The following is a 22,116-nucleotide window of genomic DNA, read 5'->3' as shown; positions in this document are numbered from 1 at the left end:
TCCTGGAGGCCAACTAAGCTTGATCTCAGGGGGAGACTACGGTCGGCCTGCCATGTGCGGATGCCCCGGCGCAACAGCGCGTTTTCGCGCGACCGCAGCGACGCGGCATTATCCTTAACCTGTGCTGAAAAAAGGACGGGCATCGCTATGAACATATTTGACCAATATCGCCAGCGCTATGAAGCGGCCAAGGATGAAGAGTTCACGCTGCAGGCATTTCTCACCCTCTGCCGCCAGGATCGCAGCGCCTATGCCAATGCGGCAGAGCGTCTGCTGCAGGCCATCGGCCAGCCCGACATGATCGATACGGCGCAGGATCCCCGCCTCTCCCGTCTGTTCTCCAACCGCGTCATTGCCCGCTATCCCGCCTTTGCCGAATTCTATGGCATGGAGGATGCCATCGAGCAAATCGTGGCCTACCTGCGCCACGCGGCACAGGGGCTGGAGGAGAAAAAACAGATCCTCTATCTGCTGGGGCCGGTCGGCGGCGGCAAGTCCTCTTTGGCCGAGCGGCTGAAGGCGCTGATGCAGTGCGTTCCCATCTATGTGCTGAGCGCCAACGGCGAGCGGAGCCCGGTCAACGACCATCCCCTGTGTCTGTTCGATGCCCGGGAGGATGGCGCCATCCTCAGCCAGGAGTACGGCATCCCGCCGCGCTATCTGGGAACCATCATGTCGCCGTGGGCCACCAAGCGCCTGCGTGAGTTCGGTGGCGATATCACCCAGTTCCGGGTCGTCAAGGTGTGGCCCTCGATCCTGCAGCAGATCGCGATCGCCAAGACCGAGCCGGGCGACGAAAACAACCAGGATATCTCCGCGCTGGTCGGTAAGGTGGACATTCGCAAGCTGGAGCACTACGCCCAGAACGATCCCGATGCCTATGGCTATTCCGGCGCGCTGTGCCGGGCCAACCAGGGGATCATGGAGTTTGTGGAGATGTTCAAGGCGCCGATCAAGGTGCTACATCCGCTGCTGACCGCTACCCAGGAGGGAAACTATAACGGCACCGAGGGGATCTCTGCCCTGCCCTTCAGCGGTATCATTCTGGCACACTCCAACGAATCAGAATGGGTGCAGTTTCGTAATAACAAGAACAATGAGGCCTTTCTCGACCGCGTCTATATCGTGAAGGTCCCCTACTGCCTGCGGGTATCGGAAGAGATTAAGATCTACGACAAGCTGCTGCGCAACAGCGAACTGGCGCTGGCGCCCTGTGCGCCGGGCACCCTGGAGACACTGGCCAGCTTCAGCGTGCTGTCGCGCCTGAAAGCGCCGGAAAACTCCAGCCTGTTCTCCAAGATGCGCGTCTATGACGGCGAAAGCCTGAAGGACACCGATCCCAAGGCTAAGTCCTACCAGGAGTATCGCGACTATGCCGGGGTCGATGAGGGGATGAACGGCCTCTCCACCCGCTTCGCCTTTAAGATCCTCTCCAAGGTCTTCAACTTTGATCATGCCGAGGTCGCCGCCAACCCGGTACACCTGTTCTACGTCCTGGAACAGCAGATTGAGCGCGAGCAGTTTCCCCAGGAGACGGGGGAAAAATACCTTGAGTACCTGAAAGGCTATCTGATCCCCAAATACGTCGAGTTTATCGGCAAAGAGATCCAGACGGCCTATCTGGAATCCTATTCCGAGTATGGCCAGAATATCTTTGACCGCTATATCACCTATGCCGACTTCTGGATCCAGGATCAGGAGTACCGCGATCCGGATACCGGACAGCTGTTTGATCGCGAGTCGCTCAACGCCGAACTGGAGAAGATCGAAAAGCCGGCGGGGATCAGTAATCCCAAGGATTTCCGTAACGAAATCGTCAACTTCGTGCTGCGCGCCCGCGCGCACCACAGCGGTCACAACCCTAACTGGACCAGCTATGAGAAGCTGCGTACAGTGATCGAGAAAAAGATGTTCTCCAACACCGAAGAGCTGCTGCCGGTGATCTCTTTCAACGCCAAGACGTCCAGCGAGGAGCAGAAGAAGCACGATGACTTCGTGCACCGCATGATGGAGAAGGGCTATACCCGCAAGCAGGTCCGCCTGCTGTGCGAGTGGTATCTGCGGGTCCGTAAATCATCCTGACGACCCGCTCCGGGCGGCGCCCTGCCGCCCTTTCCACTTGGCAGACTGGGAGGCGCCATGGCCTACTTCATCGATCGCCGCCTGAACGGCAAGAATAAGAGCGCGGTAAACCGCCAGCGGTTCCTGCGCCGCTACCAATCGCAGATCAAACAATCGGTCGCGGATGCCATCCACCGCCGCTCGGTCTCTGACGTAGAGAGCGGCGAATCGGTCACGATTCCACGCGACGATATCAGCGAACCGCTGTTTCAGCAGGGGAGCGGCGGTGAACGCCACCGGGTTCACCCCGGCAACGATCACTTTGTCCCCCATGACCACATAGAGCGCCAGCAGGGCGGCGGCGCCGGCGGCGGCAGCGGCGATGCCGGCAACGGTGAGGGGGGACAGGATGACTTCGTTTTCCAGATATCCAAGGACGAGTATCTGGATCTGCTGTTTGAAGACCTGGCCCTGCCCAATCTGCGCCACAGTCACTACCAGCAGCTGACCGAATTCAAAAACCATCGCGCCGGCTACACCGCTAGCGGCGTTCCGGCCAACATCAGCGTCGTGCGATCCCTGCGGAACTCGCTGGCGCGACGTACCGCCATGAGTGCCGCCAAGCGGCGCGAGCTGCTTCAGCTGGAGCAGCAGCTCGACGCGCTGCAGCACAGCGAACCGGCGCAGCCGCTGGAGGCCATGCGGCTACGCCAAGAGATCGAGGCGCTGCGCCAGCGTATTGCCCGGGTGCCGTTTATCGACAGCATCGATCTGCGCTATAAAAACTACGAGCGACGCCCCGAGCCCTCGAGCCAAGCGGTCATGTTCTGCCTGATGGATGTCTCCGGCTCCATGGATCAGGCCACCAAAGAGATGGCCAAGCGTTTCTATATCCTGCTGTACCTGTTCCTGAGCCGAAACTACAAGAATATCGAGGTGGTCTATATTCGCCACCACACCCAGGCCAAGGAGGTCGACGAGCAAGAGTTTTTCTACTCTCAGGAGACCGGCGGCACCATCGTCTCCAGCGCGCTAAAGCTGATGGATGAGATCGTCCGCGCCCGTTACGATCCCGCTCAGTGGAACATCTATGCCGCCCAGGCCTCCGACGGGGACAACTGGGCCGACGACTCTCCCCTGTGCCAGCAGCTGCTCACCACCCGGCTGCTGCCGCTGGTACGCTACTATTGCTATATCGAAATCACCCGCCGCGCCCACCAGACCCTATGGCGGGAGTATGAGGGGCTGAGCCAGCGCTGCGACAACTTTGCCATGCAGCATATCCGGGAACCACAGGATATCTACCCGGTCTTTCGGGAGTTGTTCGCCCGTCAGCTAGCCCCCCGCTGATTCGCCGCCGCCGGACAGGGCGGCGGACAACCATCTCGATACTCGCCCGCCGTTCGACGGCGGGGGTATCCTAAACGCTCGGCATATCATTAAATTACTTTACAATCGGCCACAGAACGTTTGTCATGTCCCGTGGCCTAAACGGGCACACCTTTTTATTATTTTCATGCTGTAGGAAAGTCATCGCATGCATTTCACCCAAAAAACCACCCACTGGCGGGAAGTGTGGCAGTTGATCAGGCCCTACTGGGTTTCAGAAGAAAAAGTCAGCGCCTGGACCCGCCTGTTCGCCATCGTCGTGTTGACCCTGGCCGCGGTGTATATCAACGTCCTGTTTAACGAGTGGAACCGGGTGTTCTACGATGCCCTGCAAAACCGCAACTATGCGGTCTTCAAGGCGCAGCTGATCCGCTTTAGCTATCTGGCGTTTATCTACATCGCGATCGCCATCTTCCGTATTTACCTGACCCAGGGGCTGCAGATGCTGTGGCGTCAGTGGATGACCCGGCGCTATATGGATAAATGGCTGGGGCATCAGGCCTACTATCACACGGAAATGCAGCAGTCGATCGATAACCCCGATCAGCGTATCGCCCAGGATCTGAACACGCTGACCAGCGGCACGCTCTCCCTGACGCTGGGGTTTCTCTCCAGCCTGGTGACCCTGTTCTCCTTCGTCACGATTCTGTGGTCGGTCTCCGGTTCGCTTTCGCTGATGATCGCCGGCCATGCGCTGGAGATCCCCGGCTACATGGTGTGGTTCGCCCTGCTGTATGCCGGACTCGGCTCCATGATGATCTGGCTGGTGGGCCGCCCGCTGGTCGATCTCTCCTTCGATCAGGAGCGCTTTGAGGCAAACTTCCGCTTTGGCCTGATCCGAATCCGCCATAGCGCCGACCCCATCGCGCTGTACCACGGCGAGCAGCAGGAGCGCCGGCAGCTGGAGGGTCAGTTTCAGAATATCCGTCGCAACTGGTGGAATATCATGCGTCTGACCCGACGCCTCAACTTCGCCAGCAACTTTTACGGCCAGTTCGCCATCATCTTCCCGATTCTGGTGGCCGCGCCGCGCTATTTCGCCAACGCCATCCAGCTGGGCACCCTGATGCAGATCTCCTCGGCCTTCGGCCAGGTGCAGGGGGCGCTATCCTGGTTTATCAATGCGTTTGACGATCTGGCCTCCTGGAAAGCCTGCATTAACCGTCTGGCCGGCTTCAATAAGGCGGTAGAGGAGATCAACCGCCATCCCGGCGACATCCGCCATGGTCAGACCCAGTGCGCCGACGAGGCGCTCAATATCAAGGCGCTGACCCTGCAGCTTCACCAGGGGCGTACGCTGTTTAACAATGTCACTCTGCGGGTGCTGCGCGGCGATCGCGTGCTGATCACCGGCCCCTCCGGCTGCGGTAAGTCGACCCTGCTGCGCGCCATCGCCGGCGTCTGGCCCTACGGCCACGGCGAGATCCTGCGTCCAGATGAGACGACGCTGCGTACCCTGTTCCTGCCACAGCACAGCTATCTGCCGATAGGCAGCCTGCGTGAGGCCATCTGCTACCCCTACAACGCAACCACCTATAGCGATGACGAGCTGAAGGCTATTCTGCGAGCCTGTCGCCTGAGCCACCTGTGCGATGCATTAGGCAGCCGCTCCAACTGGTCACAGCAACTCTCCCCCGGTGAGCAGCAGCGCATCGCCTTTGCACGTGCGCTGGCGCTGCGCCCGGATATTCTGTATCTGGATGAGGCCACCAGCGCACTGGATGAAGATACCGAACAGCACGTTTACCGCCTGCTAGAGGCGTCTCTGCCGGGCGTGACGCTGATCAGCGTCGCTCACCGCAGCAGCGTCGCGCCGTTCCATACCCTGCGCTGGCGTTTTCATCGGGAGGCGGAGGATGACCAAGGGGGAGAATTTGCCCCGTCGCAGGTCGAGGTCTCCACGCTCGGCGAGCACTAAACGTAGACGGCTGGGGCGCATGCCCCGGCCGCCTACGTCGCCTTCTGCTTACTCGCTGCGCGAGATGATCGTGTGTCCTACCTATGCGGCGGGATGATCGGGTGCGTTGAGCAGCCTCTCCAGCCGCGGCGCCAGCCACCAACAGATCGGCGCAACGATCAGGGTCGCCAAAGCCAAGGCATAGAAGTAGCCGCCATACTGCTGCAGAGAGCGCTGCGCGTCTCCCCCCGCCTCACTGTCGCTGGCGGAGAAACCGGCCAGCGAGGCCAGTGCTAATACCATCCCCCAAGCGCCATAGATAAAACCACGCACCTCACGCGGGAATAACTTGGCGATCATCGACTGGCCTAACGCCGATATCAGTAGCTCGCCGATGGCGAACAGCAGATAAGGCGCAATAATCCAGAACGGCGAGACGATGCCCGCCTCATTGCCGAAGAAACGCGCGCTACCGGCAAGCGACAGCGCAGGCCAGCATCCCCACGGCGAATTTGACCGGCATCGACGGATCGCACCCGCGCTCGCCCAGCCAGGTATAAAGCCAGGCCAGACCGGGGCTGAGTACGATAACCCACATCGGATTTAACGCCTACCGGATTGATATCGACCCCGAACAGAGAGGGGCGCACATTATTGATGGCGAAAAAGTTCAGCGAGGTCGGCATTTGGTTGTAGAGGATGAAGAACAACAGTGCTTGCCCCATAAGCACCAGCCCCACCACCATTTTCAACCGCGAAATAGGCGACTCCCGGCGCATGATGCGCACGCCATGGCATAACGGCGCTCACCCCATTACGACCAGCACCATGCTCTTATTACGATTGATGCAATAATATTTTTCCCCGGCGACCAGCGTCTCTACGCCAGCCAAGGGGCTGAATCCATGTTCATACGCCACCTCACGAATAGCGCGAATACACTCCCGCTCAGTTTTTGCCCGATTGAGAAAGGCTTTATATCCGCTACAGAACAATTCCATCTGGCTAATATATTTAGAAGATAAATAGCTATCCATCGCACTCCCCTTAATATTAACTCTGGGTCTGGCAATAATGTAACCTACGTTTTACTGCGTTATTGAAATAGATCTCTAAATAACTTATTGATTTCAGAATTATATTTCATTAAAAGATATCGAGATTATATTTATCACTACACTAAAGGGAGTGCATTAATAAATAATTCATGCCATCATCGCCACTCTCGGTGATAAATGCTGCGCGAGGCACATCTAGCGGATAATAAGGTGGAACGCTGACAGCGCAGCCCTTGCCAGCGTGCCACGCCGCGCCTCTGCAACACGCGGCGCAAAATATAAATACTATTTATGATTATTACAGGACAACCCGGCGGACGGCGATTCTCACCGGAGGCCGAATCGGTGAGCGTCGCGCCATTGCCGCAGAGAGCGGGGACATTTAGCCGCACAAGCGTGAGGCAAATCAACTAACTGTGAAGTAAACCACAACACATAGCATCCTCTGCCTATCAGAGTAGGTATCATTAGTAAAAGATGCTAGTGTTATTAATTATAACCATAGACGACTAATTAATTTCGTCATCTTATTGACTAGCCGGTTAATTGATACCACCCACCGGATCATTTGCTGTAGCACCAAGGGAAAGACACCATGAGTACACTCACTGAACTGCCTGATTATCGCATTCACTTTAGTGATCCCATTCATTTTGAACACGAAGTATCCCGCCTGATCGGTGAAACCGTCAGTGCACTTATCGAGCGCGATGGCGACATCATCTATGGCGATCTGATCCATGCTATCGCACGTACTGCCCGCACCGAATCCTGTCAACAGCGTCGGGCGCTGCTGCTCAGCGCCCTGGATCGTTTATTGGGCGACCAACCGCTGCCCGACGACCTCCCCTAGCATATCACCACCGCCAGCCAGACGCTCTCGCCGGGCTGGCCTTCCCATATAAGCGTACGGCAACATGTGGCAACACAAGGGGCTGGCGCAGCAGCCTATGCTGCGTTATGGTGATCAAAGGGCAGATTGCCTCTGCCATCGGCCCCTTTCCGCTGGATCGGTACATCCGTAACCGCGATCATTTTCAAGGAGACTTTTTATGACCAAGCCGCATCACATCGCCGAATGGGCACGCGTGCGTGAAACCTCTTTAGAAATTGCCGAAGCCATCTTCGAACTGGCGCACGGTGACGAAGCCCTGGCGCAACAGATTTGGGAAGAAGGAAACGATGATGTCCTGCCGCTGGCCTTCGCCAAAACGGACCAGGATCAGCTCTACTGGGGAGATGAGACCATCTCCCGCGCAGATGTCTAACCCGTATTATCCCCTGCCCGCCGTGCCCACTGCGTTACGGGTATAGCGGGCAACCGACAAATCATCGGCGCGGATCGCCGGCGTCACGCCGGAAATGATATCCGCCAGCAGCTGTCCGGATCCGCAGGCCATGGTCCAGCCCAGCGTGCCGTGACCGGTATTGAGATACAGATTCTCCAGCGGCGTCGCCCCCACCAGCGGTGTTCCGTCCGGCGTCGCCGGACGCAGCCCGCACCAAAAGCTCGCCTGCGGCAAAAATCCGCCGCGCGGATAGAGATCGCACACCACCCTCTCCAGCGTCCGGCGCCGGGCCGGCGGCAGCGACATGTCAAAGCCAACCACCTCCGCCATACCACCGACCCGGATACGCCGATCGAAGCGGGTGATCGCCACCTTATAGCTCTCATCCAGCACCGTCGAGCGCGGCGCGGCGTCAGGATCATCGATGGGCAGCGTCAGAGAGTAGCCCTTCAGCGGATAGACCGGGATCGCCACGATATCCTGCAGCAGCCCGGTAGAGTAGGCACCCAGCGCGACCACATAGGCGTCCGCCACCAGCGTATCGTGGCCATACTGTACGCCCTGTATCCGCGCCCCGCTGCGCAGTAGCCGCAGGGCCTGGGTATTAAAGATAAAGCGAACCCCGGCCTGTGCCGCCCGCTGCGCCAGCTGACGGGTAAACAGCTGGCAGTCCCCGGTTTCATCATGGGGCAGATGCAGACCGCCGCTCAAGCGCGCACTCGCCGCCGCCAGCGCCGGCTCCACCGTCGGCAGCTGCGCCGCCGACAACAGCTGGTAAGGCACTCCGGCCTCGCGCAAAACGGCAATATCACGCGCGACGTTCTCATACTGCTGCGGCGTGCGGAACAGCTGCAGGGTTCCCAACTGCCGCCCTTCGTAATCGATGGGTGTCGTCCGGCGCAGCTGCGCCAGACAGTCGCGACTGTATTCGGCCAGCCGGACCATCCGCGCTTTATTTAGGCCATAGTGGGCACTGTCGCAATTACGCAGCATCTGCCACAGCCAGCGCAGCTGAAACAGCGAGCCGTCCAGGCTCATCGCCAGCGGCGCATGGCGCTGAAACAACCATTTAAGCGCCTTGAGCGGGATCCCCGGCGCCGCCCAGGGTGCCGCATAGCCCGGCGAGATCTGTCCGGCGTTGGCCGCGCTGGTCTCCAGCGCTGGGCCCTCCTGACGATCGACTACCGTTACCTGGTGACCGGCCTGCGCTAGATACCACGCGCTGGTCACGCCGATCACGCCGCTGCCCAATATCGCTACCCGCATCGCCATCCCTCCGCTGCCGTACGAATGCCCTATACGCTGTACATCAAGCATATGCGATAACCGGAGCACGCGCCGCGGCAATCCGGCAGTTTTCAACACGGTAGGCTACGCTTGTATCAGGACGGCATGCCGCGGTCCGTATAATGGCTTGAGGGAGGTGTGTGCATGGCCAGGTCAAACGCTGCAACCCGTAACTCCGCACCGTGCCTGAGCGATGGCCCGGACTGGACGTTTCCGCTGCTTCAGGCGTATCTGAATGAGATCGATCGGGTCGCCCGGCACTACCGGCTGGATACTTATCCACACCAGATCGAAATTATTACCGCCGAACAGATGATGGACGCCTACTCCAGCGTCGGCATGCCGATCAACTACGCCCACTGGTCCTTCGGTAAAAAGTTTATCGAGACCGAGCGACGCTATAAACAGGGCCAGCAGGGGCTGGCCTATGAGATCGTGATAAACGCGAATCCCTGCATCGCCTACCTGATGGAGGAGAACACCATTACTCTGCAGGCGCTGGTGATGGCCCACGCCTGCTACGGCCATAACTCCTTCTTTAAGAATAACTATCTGTTCCGCACCTGGACCGACGCTGGCTCCATCATCGATTACCTGCTGTTTGCCCGTAACTATATCCGCCAGTGCGAGGAGCGCTACGGCGTTGAAGAGGTCGAGAAAATTCTGGACTCCAGCCATGCGCTGATGAACTACGGCGTAGATCGCTACAAACGACCGCAGAAGATCTCTCTGGATGAGGAGCGCGCGCGCCAGAAGGCACGCGAGGCCTATCTGCAGAGCCAGGTCAACGATCTCTGGCGCACCCTGCCACGCCGTGAGGCCGAGGTGCTGGCCAGGCAGGACCAGCGCTTCCCCAGCGAGCCCCAGGAGAACATCCTCTATTTCCTGGAAAAAAACGCCCCGTTGCTAGAGCCATGGCAGCGGGAAATCGTGCGCATCGTGCGCAAGATCAGCCAATACTTTTACCCGCAGAAGCAGACACAGGTCATGAATGAAGGCTGGGCCACCTTCTGGCACTATACCCTGCTCAACCACCTCTACGACGAGGGGCGGGTCAGCGATCGCTTTATGCTGGAATTTCTGCACAGCCACACCAATGTGATCGCCCAGCCAGCCTATAACAGCCCCTATTACAGCGGCATCAACCCCTACGCCCTGGGGTTCGCCATGTATCAAGATATTCGGCGCATCTGCCAGCAGCCGACCCCTGAGGATCGGGAGTGGTTCCCCACTATCGCCGGGCGTGATTGGCTGGAGACGCTACACTTCGCCATGCGCGACTTTAAGGATGAGAGCTTCATCAGCCAGTTCCTATCGCCGCGCCTGATGCGCGAGTTTCACCTGTTCAGCGTCCTGGACGACGAGCGCAATAGCTATCTGGAGATTGAGGCCATCCACAATCAGGAGGGGTACCGGATCCTGCGGGAGCGGCTTTCGTCCCAGTACAATCTGAGCAACCTCGAGCCGAATATTCAGGTCTGGAACGTCGCGCTGCGCGGCGATCGCTCGCTGACCCTGCGCTATATTCCCCATAACCGGATCCCGCTGGATACCGCCAGCCGCCGAGCGGTCATCAAGCATCTGCAGCGGCTGTGGGGCTTTGACGTTTATCTGGAGCAGGTAAACGAGGACGGCGGCGTAGAGCTGCTGGAGCGCTGCCCGCCGCATCCTGACGGGATCTGAAGTAAAAACCGGGGGGCGCTAAGCGCCCCCCGGTTATCGGGGATAGGAGATATCGGCTGGATACGCCGCTGACTCAGGCGCGCCCCTCGGCCAAATCGCGCGGGATCCCGCTCTGCATTCCGTGCCAGATGGCGCCGCTCTCTTTGCCGTAGCTGCGGACAAACTCCATCACCTGATCGTGCTGACGGGTCGCCGCCAGCTCACCGAGACGCGAATAGAACGCCAGCGCCAGGCGGCGCGCCTGCGGATTGGCAAAGTAATAGCGCCCGACTCGGGTGTACAGCCCCTTCAGCCCGTTGAGGATCAGGCCGTAGATCGGATTGCCGCAGGCGAAGGCCAGCGCGCGAAAAATACGGTAGTCCAAGTCAGCAAAGGCATCGGCGCTATCCTCTACCGTCGGGGCGTCGGCGACGATGGCCTGCACCTTATCCGGATGCTGACGCACTGCGGCGCGAATGAAGATAGCGGCAATGTTGGTACGCACGGCCAGCACATTGTCGATCAGCTGCGGGACGCTATCGTGATCCAAACGCGCCAGCGTCTCCAGAATATTCAGCCCAGAGGTTTCCCAGAAGTTGTTCACCTGGGTCGGCTTACCATGCCGGATCGTCAGCCATCCATCGCGCGCTAAACGCTGCAGCACCTCACGCAGGGTAGTACGGGTAACGCCAATCAGCTCAGACAACTCTCGCTCTGCGGGCAGGATAGAACCGGGTGGAAAACGGTTATTCCAAATACTTTCAATCAAATACTCTTCCGCAAAACCAGCTGGACTCTGCGCCTTAATAACCATGTTGTTAACGTTCCGTCACGACAATAAGAATAAGCAAAAACAAGATTGCTCATCATACCAGATGGCAACCCGCTGATATAGCGCCGATAGCGCTTAAACATACAAACTGTGCCCACGGCGGCAAAAGCACACGTACGGACACAGAATGAGAATAAAATTCATTTTCTATTGAGCCTGCGGCGGCGGCAGGCGTATAATAAGAATAATTATCAATATCACGGAGAGAGATCATGGACGTCACGGGTATCCTTATCGCCAGCGCCGCCGCACTGAGCGGCGTCGCGCTGCTGATCACCCTATTTGCCGACCGCGGCGCTCCGCGTTTCCTGCGCACGCCGTCTCCCCGCGCAGAGCCACGCTGCGACCGCGCCCGACTTCCTGCACAGGAGGAGACTCCCCTTCCCCCTCTGGGCAATCCGGCTCTACTCCCGACGGCGCAGCCCCGCCTTGGCTCGCTGGAGTTTCCCTTACCCGCGCCGCGCATCGCGCTGGGCAATCTGGGGACTCTCCCGTAACGGTTATCGCCTTCCTATCGCATGCCGCGCCATCTCCTCCGCATGTCATGCCAACAAATAATCCGCTCACAGTTTTTTATTCCACACTCTGGGCGCTGAACCGCGTTACGCCTCCTTTCCTGCGTTCCCCATTGCAGCCCCGCGTCAAAATCGGCAAGATTTGCCCTCATCGGTGCGCCGCGCGGCGTCCGACCTGGCCGTGGAAGGTGCCGTGCTAGGACGCTTATATTAAGCAACAATACAATAATCAAATGATTTATAAGAGGTTATATCAAGGCGCCACTTTGCCGCCCGCCGTGAAAGTAGTATAGTCTAATTATTTCCCGGCAAAGATATTCTCCGTTCCGCTTTCTGGGATCGCGGCCGATACCGGCAAATCACATAAGAAATCAGGTTTAACGACGTTATGACAATCACATATACCCAGGCCTTCGCGAGGAACTTCCTCGGTAACGCGCCGGGCTGGTACAAAATTGCCATTCTGGCTTTTTTAATCATCAACCCACTGGTTTTTGCCCTCAGCCCTTTCTACGCCGGCTGGCTGCTGGTGATCGAGTTTATCTTCACCCTGGCCATGGCGCTGAAGTGCTACCCCCTGCAGCCCGGCGGCCTGCTGGCACTCGAGGCCGTATTTATCGGGATGACCAGCCCGGAGAAGATCGCCCATGAGATAGCGGCCAATCTGGAAGTGCTGCTGCTGCTGATCTTCATGGTGGCCGGTATCTATTTTATGAAGCAGCTGCTGCTGTTTGTCTTCACCAAGCTGCTGCTTAACATTCGCTCGAAGATAGCCCTATCGCTGGCCTTTTGTCTGGCAGCGGCATTCCTGTCCGCCTTTCTCGATGCTCTGACGGTGATCGCCGTTGTCATCAGCGTCGCGGTGGGATTCTATGGCATCTACCATCAGGTCGCCTCCGGCGGCGGTGGTAACGTGGCGCTCAGCGACGACAGCCACCTGACCGACAGCGCCAAACGCGATGCCCTCGATCAGTTCCGCGCCTTTCTGCGCAGCCTGCTGATGCATGCCGGCGTCGGCACCGCCCTCGGCGGCGTCATGACCATGGTCGGTGAGCCGCAGAACCTGATCATCGCCAAAAACGCCGACTGGCACTTCGTCTCGTTTCTGCTGCGCATGGCGCCGGTTACCGTGCCGGTCTTCTTCTGCGGTATATTCACCTGCTACCTGGTCGAGCGGTTCTCCCTGTTCGGCTACGGTGCCCAGCTGCCGGATCGCGTGCGCCAAATCCTGCTCAACTTCGACCGGGAGAGCACCAACAGCCGCAGCCGTCAGGATAAGCTGCGCCTGATGATACAGGCCCTGGTCGGCGTCTGGCTGGTGAGCGCATTGGCCTTCCACCTGGCGGAGGTCGGGCTGATCGGGCTGAGCGTGATCGTACTGGTCACGTCGCTGTGCGGGGTCACCGACGAGCATCTGATCGGCAAGGCGTTTCAGGAGTCGCTGCCCTTCACCGCGCTGCTCACCGTGTTCTTCTCCGTCGTGGCGGTGATCATCGATCAGCACCTGTTTACCCCGGTGATCCAGTTTGTGCTGCAGTCGCCGCCGGATCGCCAACTGACGCTGTTCTATCTGTTCAACGGCCTGCTCTCATCGATCTCCGATAACGTCTTCGTCGGTACGGTCTACATTCACGAGGCGAAGGCGGCGCTGGAGTCCGGTGCGATCTCCCTGAAGCAGTTCGAGCTGCTGGCCGTCGCCATTAACACCGGCACCAACCTGCCGTCGGTAGCCACCCCCAACGGTCAGGCCGCGTTCCTGTTCCTGCTGACCTCTGCGCTGGCGCCGCTGATCCGTCTCTCCTATGGCCGCATGGTCTGGATGGCGCTGCCCTACACGGTGGTGATGACGCTGGTGGGCCTGCTGTGCGTGACCTTCGCGCTGGAGCCGGCAACCCAGCTCCTGTCCCAGTGGCATCTGCTGACCCTGCCGCCGGCGCAGGACGTGCTCAGCGGCGGGCTCTAACTCCCGTCCGTCGCGCATTTCAGATAATTTTTTCTGGCAGTGTGCAGTCAATGGTTTACACTGGCTGCACCTTTTTGTGACATGGAAATCAGGTTATGTTGCAATTTTTGAAGCGTTGTTCGCAAGGGCGTGGCGCCTGGCTACTGATGGCGTTGACGGCGCTGCTGCTTGAGTCGACCGCGCTCTATTTTCAGCATGTGATGCTGCTAAAACCCTGCGTCATGTGCATCTATGAACGCTGTGCCCTGTTCGGAATTCTGGGGGCGGGGCTGCTGGGCGCCGCGGCGCCGAAAACCCCGCTGCGCTGGGCCGCGCTGCTGCTGTGGCTGTACAGCGCCTATCGCGGGCTAGAGCTGGCCTGGCAGCATACCATGATCCAGCTGCATCCCTCGCCGTTCAATACCTGTGACTTCTTTGTCTCCTTCCCCGCTTGGCTGCCGCTGGACAAATGGCTGCCGTCCGTCTTTTTCGCCAACGGGGACTGCGCTGAACGCCAGTGGCAGTTTATGAACCTGGAAATGCCGCAGTGGCTGGTCGGGATCTTTGCCGCCTATCTGCTGATCGGCCTGCTGGTGCTGCTGGCTCAGCTGGTCAAAGAGAAGCGCCGCTCGCTGTTTAATCGCTAGACTCGCCGCTAACACCGCTCGACCAACCTCCAAAGGCACCCTCGGGTGCCTTTGGCTTTTCCGGGCGTGTGCGGCAGGATGCTTAGCGGGCGACCAGCACCGAGGTGCGGGCGTGACGCACGATCGCCGCCGCGTTGGAGCCCAGCAGATAGGTTTTCATGCTGGGGCGCCGCGAGCCGATCAGGATCAGGTCGGCATTGATGCACTGCGCCTCTTTCAGGATTTCGTCATAGATACCGCCCTGGCGCACCACCACGCTGATGTTCTCCGCCGGCAGCGCCAGCGTATCGGTCAGCGCCTGCAGGCGCGAGCGCAGCTCAGCGCTCATCACATCATCGAACTGATTGGTCTGCGGATTAAAGCGGTTAAGGATAAAGTCGGGGATCTGGGCGACGACATACATCAGGCGCACCCGGGTATCTGGGCTGCGGATCACGGCCTTCACCTGCTCCAACGCCATCGCCGTCAGCGCCTCTTCTCCCAGATCCAGCGGTAGTAAAATGTTCTGATACATCTTTTCCCTCTCCTGTTCTGTGATGGTATTCCCGCGGTACGCGTAGCACGACGGCGCTGCGACGGGCTAATTCATCATACAAATCAAGCCGAAGGACCACAACCGGTTTACTCCTGTCCTTCCCCCTGCTGCCACAGCGGCTGGCGCATAATATGCTGCTCCCAGTCGCTGACTTCGCTTTCACGCACCGCGATATAGCGCACGGAGATACGCGCCGCATGCATCGCCGACTTAGACCCGCTGCGCAGCGGATGCCACGTCGGCAGCGGCGCCCCCTCGCTCAGCAGGCGATAGGCGCAGGTCGGCGGCAGCCATTCAAAGGTCGGCAGATTCTCCCGCGTCAGCTTGATGCAGTCCTCTTCATACTCAAAGCGCCGCGCGTAGTGGCGACACTGACATGTCTTGATATTGAGCAGGTTGCAGGCCACGTTAGTAAAATAGATCTCATCAGTATCCTCATCCTGCAGCTTATGCAGACAGCACTGACCGCAGCCGTCACACAGCGCCTCCCATTCGGCGTCACTCATCTGTTCCAGCGTTTTTTCCTGCCAAAAAGGCGTTGTACCCATCTTCACGTTACCCGCAGCTGTGCTATCAAAGGCGCCCTGTATAGACGCTTTGGGCGCCAGATGCAAGTCTCTTTCGCGATAGCGGGTACCTCATCGACGCCTCCGCAGCGGCCTCAAATGATCCGGGTCGTCAGCGTGCGAGCATTCAGACCGATGGTCAGCATGTCGCCGGAGAACAGCGGACCGACGCCGGCCGGCGTCCCCGTCAACACAACGTCCCCGGCGCGCAGGGTAAAGAAGCGGCTCATATAGCTAATCAGCGGCAGGATGGGGGTCAGCATGTCGCGCGTATTGCCAGACTGGCGCAGCACACCGTTGACGCTCAGCGTAAGGCCGGCATTCTGCGCGTCGCCGAATTCGCTCTCGGGGATAAAACCGGAGAGGGGGCAGGCGCCGTCAAACGCCTTGGCCTTCTCCCAGGGATAGCCGTGCTTTTTACACTCGCGCTGCACGTCGCGCAGGGTGAGATCCAGCGCCACGCCATAGCCGGCGACGGCGCGCGCCACCCGATCCTCATTCGCCTGGCTCAGCGGCATGCCGATCAGCACCGCCAGCTCGACTTCGTGGTGCACCTCGCCCAGCCCGTGGGGGATCACGATCGGCTGACGCAGATCGCACAGCGCACTCTCCGGCTTGAGGAACAGCACGGGCTGCGGCGCCACCTGGCTGCCCATCTCACGGATATGCTCACGATAATTATTACCGACGCAGACCACCTTACTGACCGGTAGCTCCAGCAGGGCGCCCTGCCAATCACGATGCTGATACATCCTTCCCCTCCCCTCAGGCTGGGGCCGCCTGCGGCAACCCGGATCATCAGTCTATCGATTATCCGCAGCGACGAAAGTGCCCGCCCGACCAGAGCGTGATACCGTTCACAGCATTAGAGCACGCGGCGCCAGAAATGCGCCTCAGCAGGTCGTTTTCCCCTGAGCATGCAGGTGCCCCTTCAACAGGTTTTCCGGCGGCGGCGGCAGCTGTAGATAATATCCTTGCTCGGCCAGTGCCGCTTTCACCGTCGCGAGATCCGCCCCGGCCAGACGCGTGCGAGTGGCTAAATTAAGCACCATGGCCAGCTGCGGCAGGCCGAAGCGCTTCACTAAATCAGGTGGAACCCGGGAAAAATCGTCTTTCTTTTCCACATACAGATATGTTTGATCGCGTTTTGCGCTTCTGTAGATCACACAAAGCATTTTTTCCACTCTATTTAATTCTGACGGCGACTTGCCTAGATATACTGCTGACTATAACATGCTTAGATACATCGGAATATCACGCACGCCGTGGTTATTTCGGAGATTTCCAAGTTGCTGAGCTGAGTCAGGATAGATGTCACAAGCGCCAATAGAACTGAAAGGCAGCAGTTTTACACTCTCGGTTGTTCATTTGCATAATTCTCAACCAGAGGTAATTCGCCCGGCATTAATCGCCAAGGTCGGTCAAGCGCCCGCGTTTTTGAAAAATGCGCCTGTTGTTATTAATATTACTGATGTGAATGGCAGTGTGGAATGGCGTGAAATGCTGCGCGTGTTCAGCGCCGCAGGACTGCACGTCATCGGCGTCAGCGGCTGTCGCGACGAAGCCCAAAAACAGGCGGTACTGCATGCGGGTTTACCGTTGCTCAGCGAGGGTAAAGGCGCGGTGAAGAAGGCGCCCGTCGCCCCGGCGGCCCCCGTCGCGGCAAAAACTAAAATCGTCAGTACCCCGGTGCGGTCAGGGCAGCAGATCTATGCGCGCAGCTGCGATCTGATCGTCACCAGCCACGTCAGCGCCGGCGCAGAGCTGATCGCCGACGGCAATATACATGTCTACGGCATGATGCGTGGGCGGGCGTTGGCCGGCGCCGCCGGCGACAGTGGCAGCCAGATCTTCTGCAGCCATCTCTCCGCCGAACTGGTGTCCATCGCCGGTCAGTACTGGCTAAGCGATCAGATCCCGGAAAACTATTATGGGCAAGCCGCCCGCCTCACCCTGAGCGACGGCGCCCTTACCATTCAACCTTTATTCTAGGCCCTTCTTCAAAAAGGATATTTTCATGGCACGCATTATTGTTGTTACATCGGGTAAAGGGGGCGTTGGCAAGACTACATCAAGCGCGGCCATCGCAACCGGACTGGCACAGAAAGGCAAAAAAACCGTTGTTATCGACTTTGACATTGGCCTACGTAACCTTGACCTGATCATGGGCTGTGAACGCCGCGTCGTGTATGACTTTGTCAATGTCATCCAGGGTGATGCGACCCTAAATCAGGCGCTGATCAAAGACAAGCGCACCGAGAACCTATTCATCCTGCCCGCCTCTCAGACCCGCGATAAAGACGCGCTGACCCGTGAAGGGGTAGAGAAAGTGCTCGACGCTCTGCAGGAGATGGGCTTTGACTTCATTATCTGCGACTCACCGGCCGGTATCGAAACCGGGGCGCTAATGGCGCTCTACTTCGCCGATGAGGCGATCATCACCACCAACCCGGAGGTCTCCTCGGTACGCGACTCTGACCGTATCCTGGGAATCCTCTCCTCCAAGTCTCGCCGGGCCGAAAACGGTGACGATCCGATCAAGGAGCACCTGCTGCTGACGCGCTACAATCCGGGCCGGGTCAGCCGCGGCGACATGCTGAGCATGGAGGACGTGCTGGAAATCCTGCGCATTCCGCTGGTCGGCGTGATCCCGGAAAGCCCGTCGGTTCTGCGCGCCTCCAACCAGGGCGAGCCGGTGATCCTGGACAATGAGTCCGATGCGGGTCTGGCCTATCGTGATACGGTCGAGCGCCTGATGGGCGAAGAGCGTCAGTTCCGTTTTGTTGAAGAAGAGAAAAAAGGCTTCCTGAAACGCCTGTTCGGGGGATAAGACATGGCATTACTTGATTTTTTTCTGTCGCGCAAAAAAACGACAGCCAATATCGCCAAGGAACGGCTGCAGATCATCGTCGCGGAGCGGCGCCGGGGAGACAGTGAGCCCCACTATCTTCCTCAATTGAAGCGCGACCTGCTGGCGGTTATCTGTAAATATGTACAGATCGATCCGGAAATGGTCAGCGTACAGTTGGAACAGAAAGGGGATGATATTTCGGTTCTGGAGCTTAATGTCACATTGCCGGAAAACGAAGAAGCAGCGAAATGAGCAATAGGCGCTGTTCCCTTATTTATTAAGGGGACAACTGTATAAATAAACAGATAAATGACAATCGTCTGTTTATTATGACGACGTACTTACAGAATAATCTGATTATTATGCTACGGCGCAGATTATCCGTTCGATAAAATGAATAAATTTTGTTTTATCCTACACCCCAGCTCACCAATACAATAAAGGCAGCGCTAAGGCTGCCTTTATTATTTAGCGCCGGCGCACGCTATTTTTTCAGTACGCCATTCAGCCCATCGGCCAACAGCTGGCCGCGCCAGCCGCTCAGCAGCTCTGGCTGCTCCGTCTTCAGCTGCCACTGCACGCTCAGCAGCTGATTGATCTGGCGCCGAGACGCCAGCAGCTCCGCCGTCAGTCCCCGCTGCTCCGCCACCTGCTGCACCAGCGTCTTAATATGCTTAAACGCCTGCTTGTAGCCCGGATGGTCGATCAGACGCTCGACGGCGGGCGGCAGCTGCGCCTCCTCCAGCGCGGCGGCACGCTCGACGATCTCCAGCAGCGCCTTACCGTGATAACGGATCTCCGGCCCGCTGACGCCGATTTCGCTCAGCTCGGCCATCGAGCCCGGCATGTAGCGCGCCACCAGCCACAGGCTCTCCTCACGCACCACGAAGTTCACCGCCATATCGCGAGTGCGGGCCTGATTCAGGCGCCACTCACCCAGCAGTTGCAAACAGGCCAGCTGACGCGGACGCAGCTGCCAGGCATTGGTCATCTCCCGGTAGGCCAGCGCCGGCTCCACCGTCTCGGCGCGGCGGCGGCACAGGGCCTGACATTCGTCGAGCGCCGCCGGCAGCCAGCCGCAGGCCTCAACCTCGGCCAGCAGCTTATGCGCCATCGGCAACAGGTAATAGACGTCTGCCGCGGCATAGTCACACTGACGCTCACTGAGCGGACGGGCCAGCCAGTCGGTGCGCGACTCGCTCTTGTCCAGATCGACCTGCTGGTAGGCGCTGACCATGGCGGCAAAGCCGCTGGAGAGCGGGCGGCCGGTAAAAGCGGCCAGGATCTGCGTGTCGATCAGCGGCTGAGGCAGAGTCTGGAAATCATGCAGGAAGACCTCCAGATCTTCGCTGCCGGCGTGCAGCAGTTTGACGACCTGCGGGTTACGCAGCAGATCGACAAACGGCTGCCAGTCGGAGATCGGCAGCGGATCGATGAGCGACAGCGTCTCACCGTCATACAGCTGCACCAGCCCCAGCTGGGGATAGTAGGTACGGGTGCGGACAAACTCCGTATCCAGCGCGATATACGGGCAGGCGCTGGCGCGTTCACAGACCTCTTTCAGCGCGCTGCTGGAGGTAATTAACTGATACTTTAGCATTATAATCTCATTAAAACGCCTGCCGCAGCAAGACGTGAACGGGCGGTCTCGCATCACCCCGCCCAAAAAAAACAGTGCGCCGACGGCTACGCCGGCGCCCCGCTATCAACAACCAGAGACAGGGTACGCGTCGAGGCTACCGTTTGTCATCTGCCGCCCGTGCTTCGCGCAGCGTCCGGCGTAAAATCTTACCCACGTTGCTCTTGGGCAGCTCCGTATAAAACACCACCTGCTTCGGCACCTTATAGCCGGTCAGGTGACGGCGACAGTGGCTTACCAGCTCATCGCGGGTCAGGCTAGGGTCGCGCTTCACCACGCACACCTTGACCATCTCTCCCGAGCTTTCGCTGGGAACACCGATGGCCGCGCACTCCAACACCTTGGGATGCAGCGCTACCACCTCTTCAATCTCATTGGGATACACGTTAAATCCGGAGACCAGGATCATATCCTTCTTGCGATCGACGATGCGTAAAAAGCCCTGCTCATCCATGGTACAGACATCGCCGGTGGCCAGCCAACCGTCACGCATGATCTCTTCCGTTGCCTCTGGACGCTGCCAGTAGCCACGCATAACCTGTGGGCCGCGCACCTGCAGCTCTCCCGCCTCCCCCTGCGTGACCTCACGGCCTTCGTCATCCACCAAACGGACATCCGTCGACGGTACCGGCAACCCGATGCTACCGCTGTAGCGCTTCAGATCGTAGGGATTCCCCGCCACCAGCGGCGAACACTCGGTCAGCCCGTAGCCCTCCAGTAAATGGTGACCGGTCAGCTGTTCCCAGCGTTCGGCTACCGCCTGTTGCACCGGCATCCCGCCGCCCACCGACAGCCGCAGCGATGAGAAGTCCAGCTCGCGGAAGTCTTCATTGTGCAGCAGTGCGTTAAACAGCGTATTCACCCCGGTCAACGCCGTGAACGGATAGCGACTCAGCTCGCGCACCATGCCTGGAATATCGCGCGGATTGGTGATCAGCAGATTGCGGCCGCCCAGCTCAATAAACAGCAGGCAGTTTACCGTCAGGGCAAAAACGTGGTAGAGCGGCAGCGCCGTAACCACCATTTCATGGCCCACCTTCAGCAGCGGGCTATACGCCGCCTTGGCCTGCTCCAGATTCGCCTGCATATTGCGGTGGGTCAGCATCGCCCCCTTGGCGACGCCGGTCGTACCGCCGGTATATTGCAGAAAGGCCAAATCATCGTTGACGATATCCGGCTTAACGTACTGCATGCGGCGCCCGCGCTGCAGCGCACGGCGGAACGAGATCGCGTCCGGCAGATTATATTTAGGCACCAGACGCTTGATGTACTTGACCACAAAGTTAACCAGCGTGCCCTTCGCCGCCGGCAGCTGATCGCCCATCCGCGTCAGGATCACGTGGCGAACCTGGGTCGAGAACACCACCTTTTCCAGGGTATGGGCAAAGTTGGAGACGATGACAATCGCGCTGGCGCCGCTGTCATTCAGCTGGTGTTCCAGCTCGCGCGGGGTATACAGCGGGTTGACGTTAACCGCCACCATCCCGGCGCGCAGGATGCCGAACAGCGCGATCGGATACTGCAGCAGGTTAGGCATCATCAGCGCGACGCGATCGCCTTTCTGCAGCCCAAGACCGTTTTGCAGGTAGGCGGCAAAGGCGCGGCTGCGCTCCTCCAGTTTGCGGAAGGTCATTACCTGTCCCATATTGATGAACGCAGGCTGATCCGCGTAGCGTGCTACCGCGTGTTCAAACATGTCCACCAGCGAGGCGTAATGATCCGGATTGATTTCCGCCGGCACATCTACCGGATAGCGTTTAAGCCAAACCTTTTCCAAGGCGCTTCTCCCGTGTTTCTTATCTGTATGAGGGGTACGAATATCGCCCCGCGCGGGCGGTGCCACGCGTATCGAACGGGCGATAGCGCTGTCGAATATGCCCTCCTGGCATTAAAAAACAAATAACCCCGCAGGGCGGGGTTTCTTTGTTCGCAGCCGGCGCATCCAC

At 58.8% G+C, this 22,116-nt stretch carries 23 protein-coding genes; 12 read left to right on the top strand and 11 right to left on the bottom strand.

The features are described from left to right. Positions 1–147: 147 nt before the first annotated feature. The 3 genes from ETEE_RS15780 (at position 148) to ETEE_RS15770 (ending at position 5,368) form a co-directional block, all read left to right on the top strand. Positions 148–2,082, top strand: a complete 1,935-nt coding sequence (locus tag ETEE_RS15780; RefSeq protein WP_034165221.1) for a PrkA family serine protein kinase — start codon at positions 148–150, stop codon at positions 2,080–2,082. Positions 2,083–2,139: 57 nt separating this feature from the next. Continuing rightward, positions 2,140–3,411 carry a YeaH/YhbH family protein gene (locus ETEE_RS15775; RefSeq protein WP_034165220.1) on the top strand — a complete coding sequence of 424 codons (1,272 nt, stop codon included), beginning with the start codon at positions 2,140–2,142 and terminating at the stop codon, positions 3,409–3,411. A gap of 187 nt (positions 3,412–3,598) precedes the next feature. Then, on the top strand, positions 3,599–5,368 hold the full coding sequence (locus ETEE_RS15770) for an ABC transporter ATP-binding protein/permease (RefSeq protein WP_034165219.1): 1,770 nt from the start codon (positions 3,599–3,601) through the stop codon (positions 5,366–5,368). Positions 5,369–5,449: 81 nt separating this feature from the next. Here ETEE_RS15770 and ETEE_RS22195 read toward each other — a convergent pair whose 3' ends face one another. From ETEE_RS22195 to ETEE_RS21060, 3 genes are all read right to left on the bottom strand, one after another. Continuing rightward, complete coding sequence (locus ETEE_RS22195; RefSeq protein WP_309545123.1) at positions 5,450–5,707, bottom strand: hypothetical protein; 258 nt, start codon at positions 5,705–5,707, stop codon at positions 5,450–5,452. A gap of 109 nt (positions 5,708–5,816) precedes the next feature. Then, positions 5,817–5,945: a hypothetical protein gene (locus ETEE_RS22190; RefSeq protein ID WP_255640315.1), complete on the bottom strand. Its 129-nt coding sequence runs from the start codon at positions 5,943–5,945 to the stop codon at positions 5,817–5,819. 208 nt (positions 5,946–6,153) lie between these two features. Beyond that, positions 6,154–6,384: a hypothetical protein gene (locus ETEE_RS21060; protein WP_034165218.1), complete on the bottom strand. Its 231-nt coding sequence runs from the start codon at positions 6,382–6,384 to the stop codon at positions 6,154–6,156. A 616-nt stretch (positions 6,385–7,000) separates the two neighbouring features. Here ETEE_RS21060 and ETEE_RS15755 point away from each other — a divergent pair. Together ETEE_RS15755 and ETEE_RS15750 are read left to right on the top strand one after the other, a co-directional pair. Next, positions 7,001–7,258, top strand: coding sequence for a hypothetical protein (locus tag ETEE_RS15755; protein ID WP_038631549.1), 258 nt, complete (start codon positions 7,001–7,003; stop codon positions 7,256–7,258). Positions 7,259–7,457: 199 nt separating this feature from the next. Next, positions 7,458–7,673: a YccJ family protein gene (locus ETEE_RS15750; protein WP_034165216.1), complete on the top strand. Its 216-nt coding sequence runs from the start codon at positions 7,458–7,460 to the stop codon at positions 7,671–7,673. A 6-nt stretch (positions 7,674–7,679) separates the two neighbouring features. Here the strand turns inward: ETEE_RS15750 and ETEE_RS15745 are convergent, their stop codons facing one another. Further along, entirely contained in the window at positions 7,680–8,960 is a 1,281-nt protein-coding gene (locus ETEE_RS15745) for a D-amino acid dehydrogenase (protein ID WP_034165226.1), read from the bottom strand. Positions 8,961–9,125: 165 nt separating this feature from the next. Between ETEE_RS15745 and ETEE_RS15740 the strand changes: the two genes are divergently transcribed. Then, entirely contained in the window at positions 9,126–10,664 is a 1,539-nt protein-coding gene (locus ETEE_RS15740; RefSeq protein WP_034165215.1) for a SpoVR family protein, read from the top strand. A 73-nt stretch (positions 10,665–10,737) separates the two neighbouring features. Here the strand turns inward: ETEE_RS15740 and fadR are convergent, their stop codons facing one another. Then, on the bottom strand, positions 10,738–11,457 hold the full coding sequence (gene fadR, locus ETEE_RS15735) for a fatty acid metabolism transcriptional regulator FadR (protein ID WP_034165214.1): 720 nt from the start codon (positions 11,455–11,457) through the stop codon (positions 10,738–10,740). A 230-nt stretch (positions 11,458–11,687) separates the two neighbouring features. Here fadR and ETEE_RS15730 point away from each other — a divergent pair, with 230 nt between their 5' ends. The 3 genes from ETEE_RS15730 (at position 11,688) to dsbB (ending at position 14,579) form a co-directional block, all read left to right on the top strand. Continuing rightward, positions 11,688–11,972 carry a hypothetical protein gene (locus ETEE_RS15730; protein WP_034165213.1) on the top strand — a complete coding sequence of 95 codons (285 nt, stop codon included), beginning with the start codon at positions 11,688–11,690 and terminating at the stop codon, positions 11,970–11,972. Positions 11,973–12,378: 406 nt separating this feature from the next. Next, a complete protein-coding gene (gene nhaB, locus ETEE_RS15725) occupies positions 12,379–13,953 on the top strand; it encodes a sodium/proton antiporter NhaB (protein WP_034165212.1) in 1,575 nt (524 codons plus the stop codon). A gap of 95 nt (positions 13,954–14,048) precedes the next feature. Further along, a complete protein-coding gene (dsbB, locus tag ETEE_RS15720; RefSeq protein WP_034165211.1) occupies positions 14,049–14,579 on the top strand; it encodes a disulfide bond formation protein DsbB in 531 nt (176 codons plus the stop codon). A gap of 82 nt (positions 14,580–14,661) precedes the next feature. On the opposite strand, the gene ETEE_RS15715 is transcribed toward dsbB, so the two are convergent. The 4 genes from ETEE_RS15715 to ETEE_RS15700 form a co-directional block, all read right to left on the bottom strand. Continuing rightward, positions 14,662–15,093, bottom strand: coding sequence for a universal stress protein (locus ETEE_RS15715; protein WP_034165210.1), 432 nt, complete (start codon positions 15,091–15,093; stop codon positions 14,662–14,664). A gap of 107 nt (positions 15,094–15,200) precedes the next feature. Next, positions 15,201–15,662 (bottom strand): YcgN family cysteine cluster protein, encoded by a 462-nt coding sequence (locus ETEE_RS15710; protein WP_034165225.1) that lies wholly within the window; start codon positions 15,660–15,662, stop codon positions 15,201–15,203. Positions 15,663–15,775: 113 nt separating this feature from the next. Continuing rightward, positions 15,776–16,432, bottom strand: coding sequence for a fumarylacetoacetate hydrolase family protein (locus ETEE_RS15705; protein WP_034165209.1), 657 nt, complete (start codon positions 16,430–16,432; stop codon positions 15,776–15,778). A gap of 141 nt (positions 16,433–16,573) precedes the next feature. Beyond that, on the bottom strand, positions 16,574–16,855 hold the full coding sequence (locus tag ETEE_RS15700; RefSeq protein WP_034165208.1) for a YcgL domain-containing protein: 282 nt from the start codon (positions 16,853–16,855) through the stop codon (positions 16,574–16,576). A gap of 136 nt (positions 16,856–16,991) precedes the next feature. Here ETEE_RS15700 and minC point away from each other — a divergent pair, with 136 nt between their 5' ends. The 3 genes from minC to minE are packed head-to-tail and all read left to right on the top strand — an operon-like array spanning position 16,992 to position 18,783. Further along, positions 16,992–17,672 (top strand): septum site-determining protein MinC, encoded by a 681-nt coding sequence (gene minC / locus ETEE_RS15695; RefSeq protein ID WP_034165207.1) that lies wholly within the window; start codon positions 16,992–16,994, stop codon positions 17,670–17,672. A gap of 25 nt (positions 17,673–17,697) precedes the next feature. Continuing rightward, entirely contained in the window at positions 17,698–18,510 is an 813-nt protein-coding gene (gene minD / locus ETEE_RS15690) for a septum site-determining protein MinD (RefSeq protein ID WP_034165206.1), read from the top strand. A gap of 3 nt (positions 18,511–18,513) precedes the next feature. Further along, on the top strand, positions 18,514–18,783 hold the full coding sequence (gene minE / locus ETEE_RS15685) for a cell division topological specificity factor MinE (protein WP_034165205.1): 270 nt from the start codon (positions 18,514–18,516) through the stop codon (positions 18,781–18,783). Positions 18,784–19,015: 232 nt separating this feature from the next. On the opposite strand, the gene rnd is transcribed toward minE, so the two are convergent. Then, positions 19,016–20,131 carry a ribonuclease D gene (rnd, locus tag ETEE_RS15680; RefSeq protein WP_034165204.1) on the bottom strand — a complete coding sequence of 372 codons (1,116 nt, stop codon included), beginning with the start codon at positions 20,129–20,131 and terminating at the stop codon, positions 19,016–19,018. 136 nt (positions 20,132–20,267) lie between these two features. Continuing rightward, positions 20,268–21,947, bottom strand: coding sequence for a long-chain-fatty-acid--CoA ligase FadD (gene fadD, locus ETEE_RS15675; protein ID WP_034165203.1), 1,680 nt, complete (start codon positions 21,945–21,947; stop codon positions 20,268–20,270). Between the last annotated feature and the right edge of the window lie 169 nt (positions 21,948–22,116).

This window comes from Edwardsiella anguillarum ET080813, from assembly GCF_000264765.2.
Lineage (GTDB): Bacteria > Pseudomonadota > Gammaproteobacteria > Enterobacterales > Enterobacteriaceae > Edwardsiella > Edwardsiella anguillarum.
This window is presented reverse-complemented; position numbering and strand designations above follow the sequence as displayed.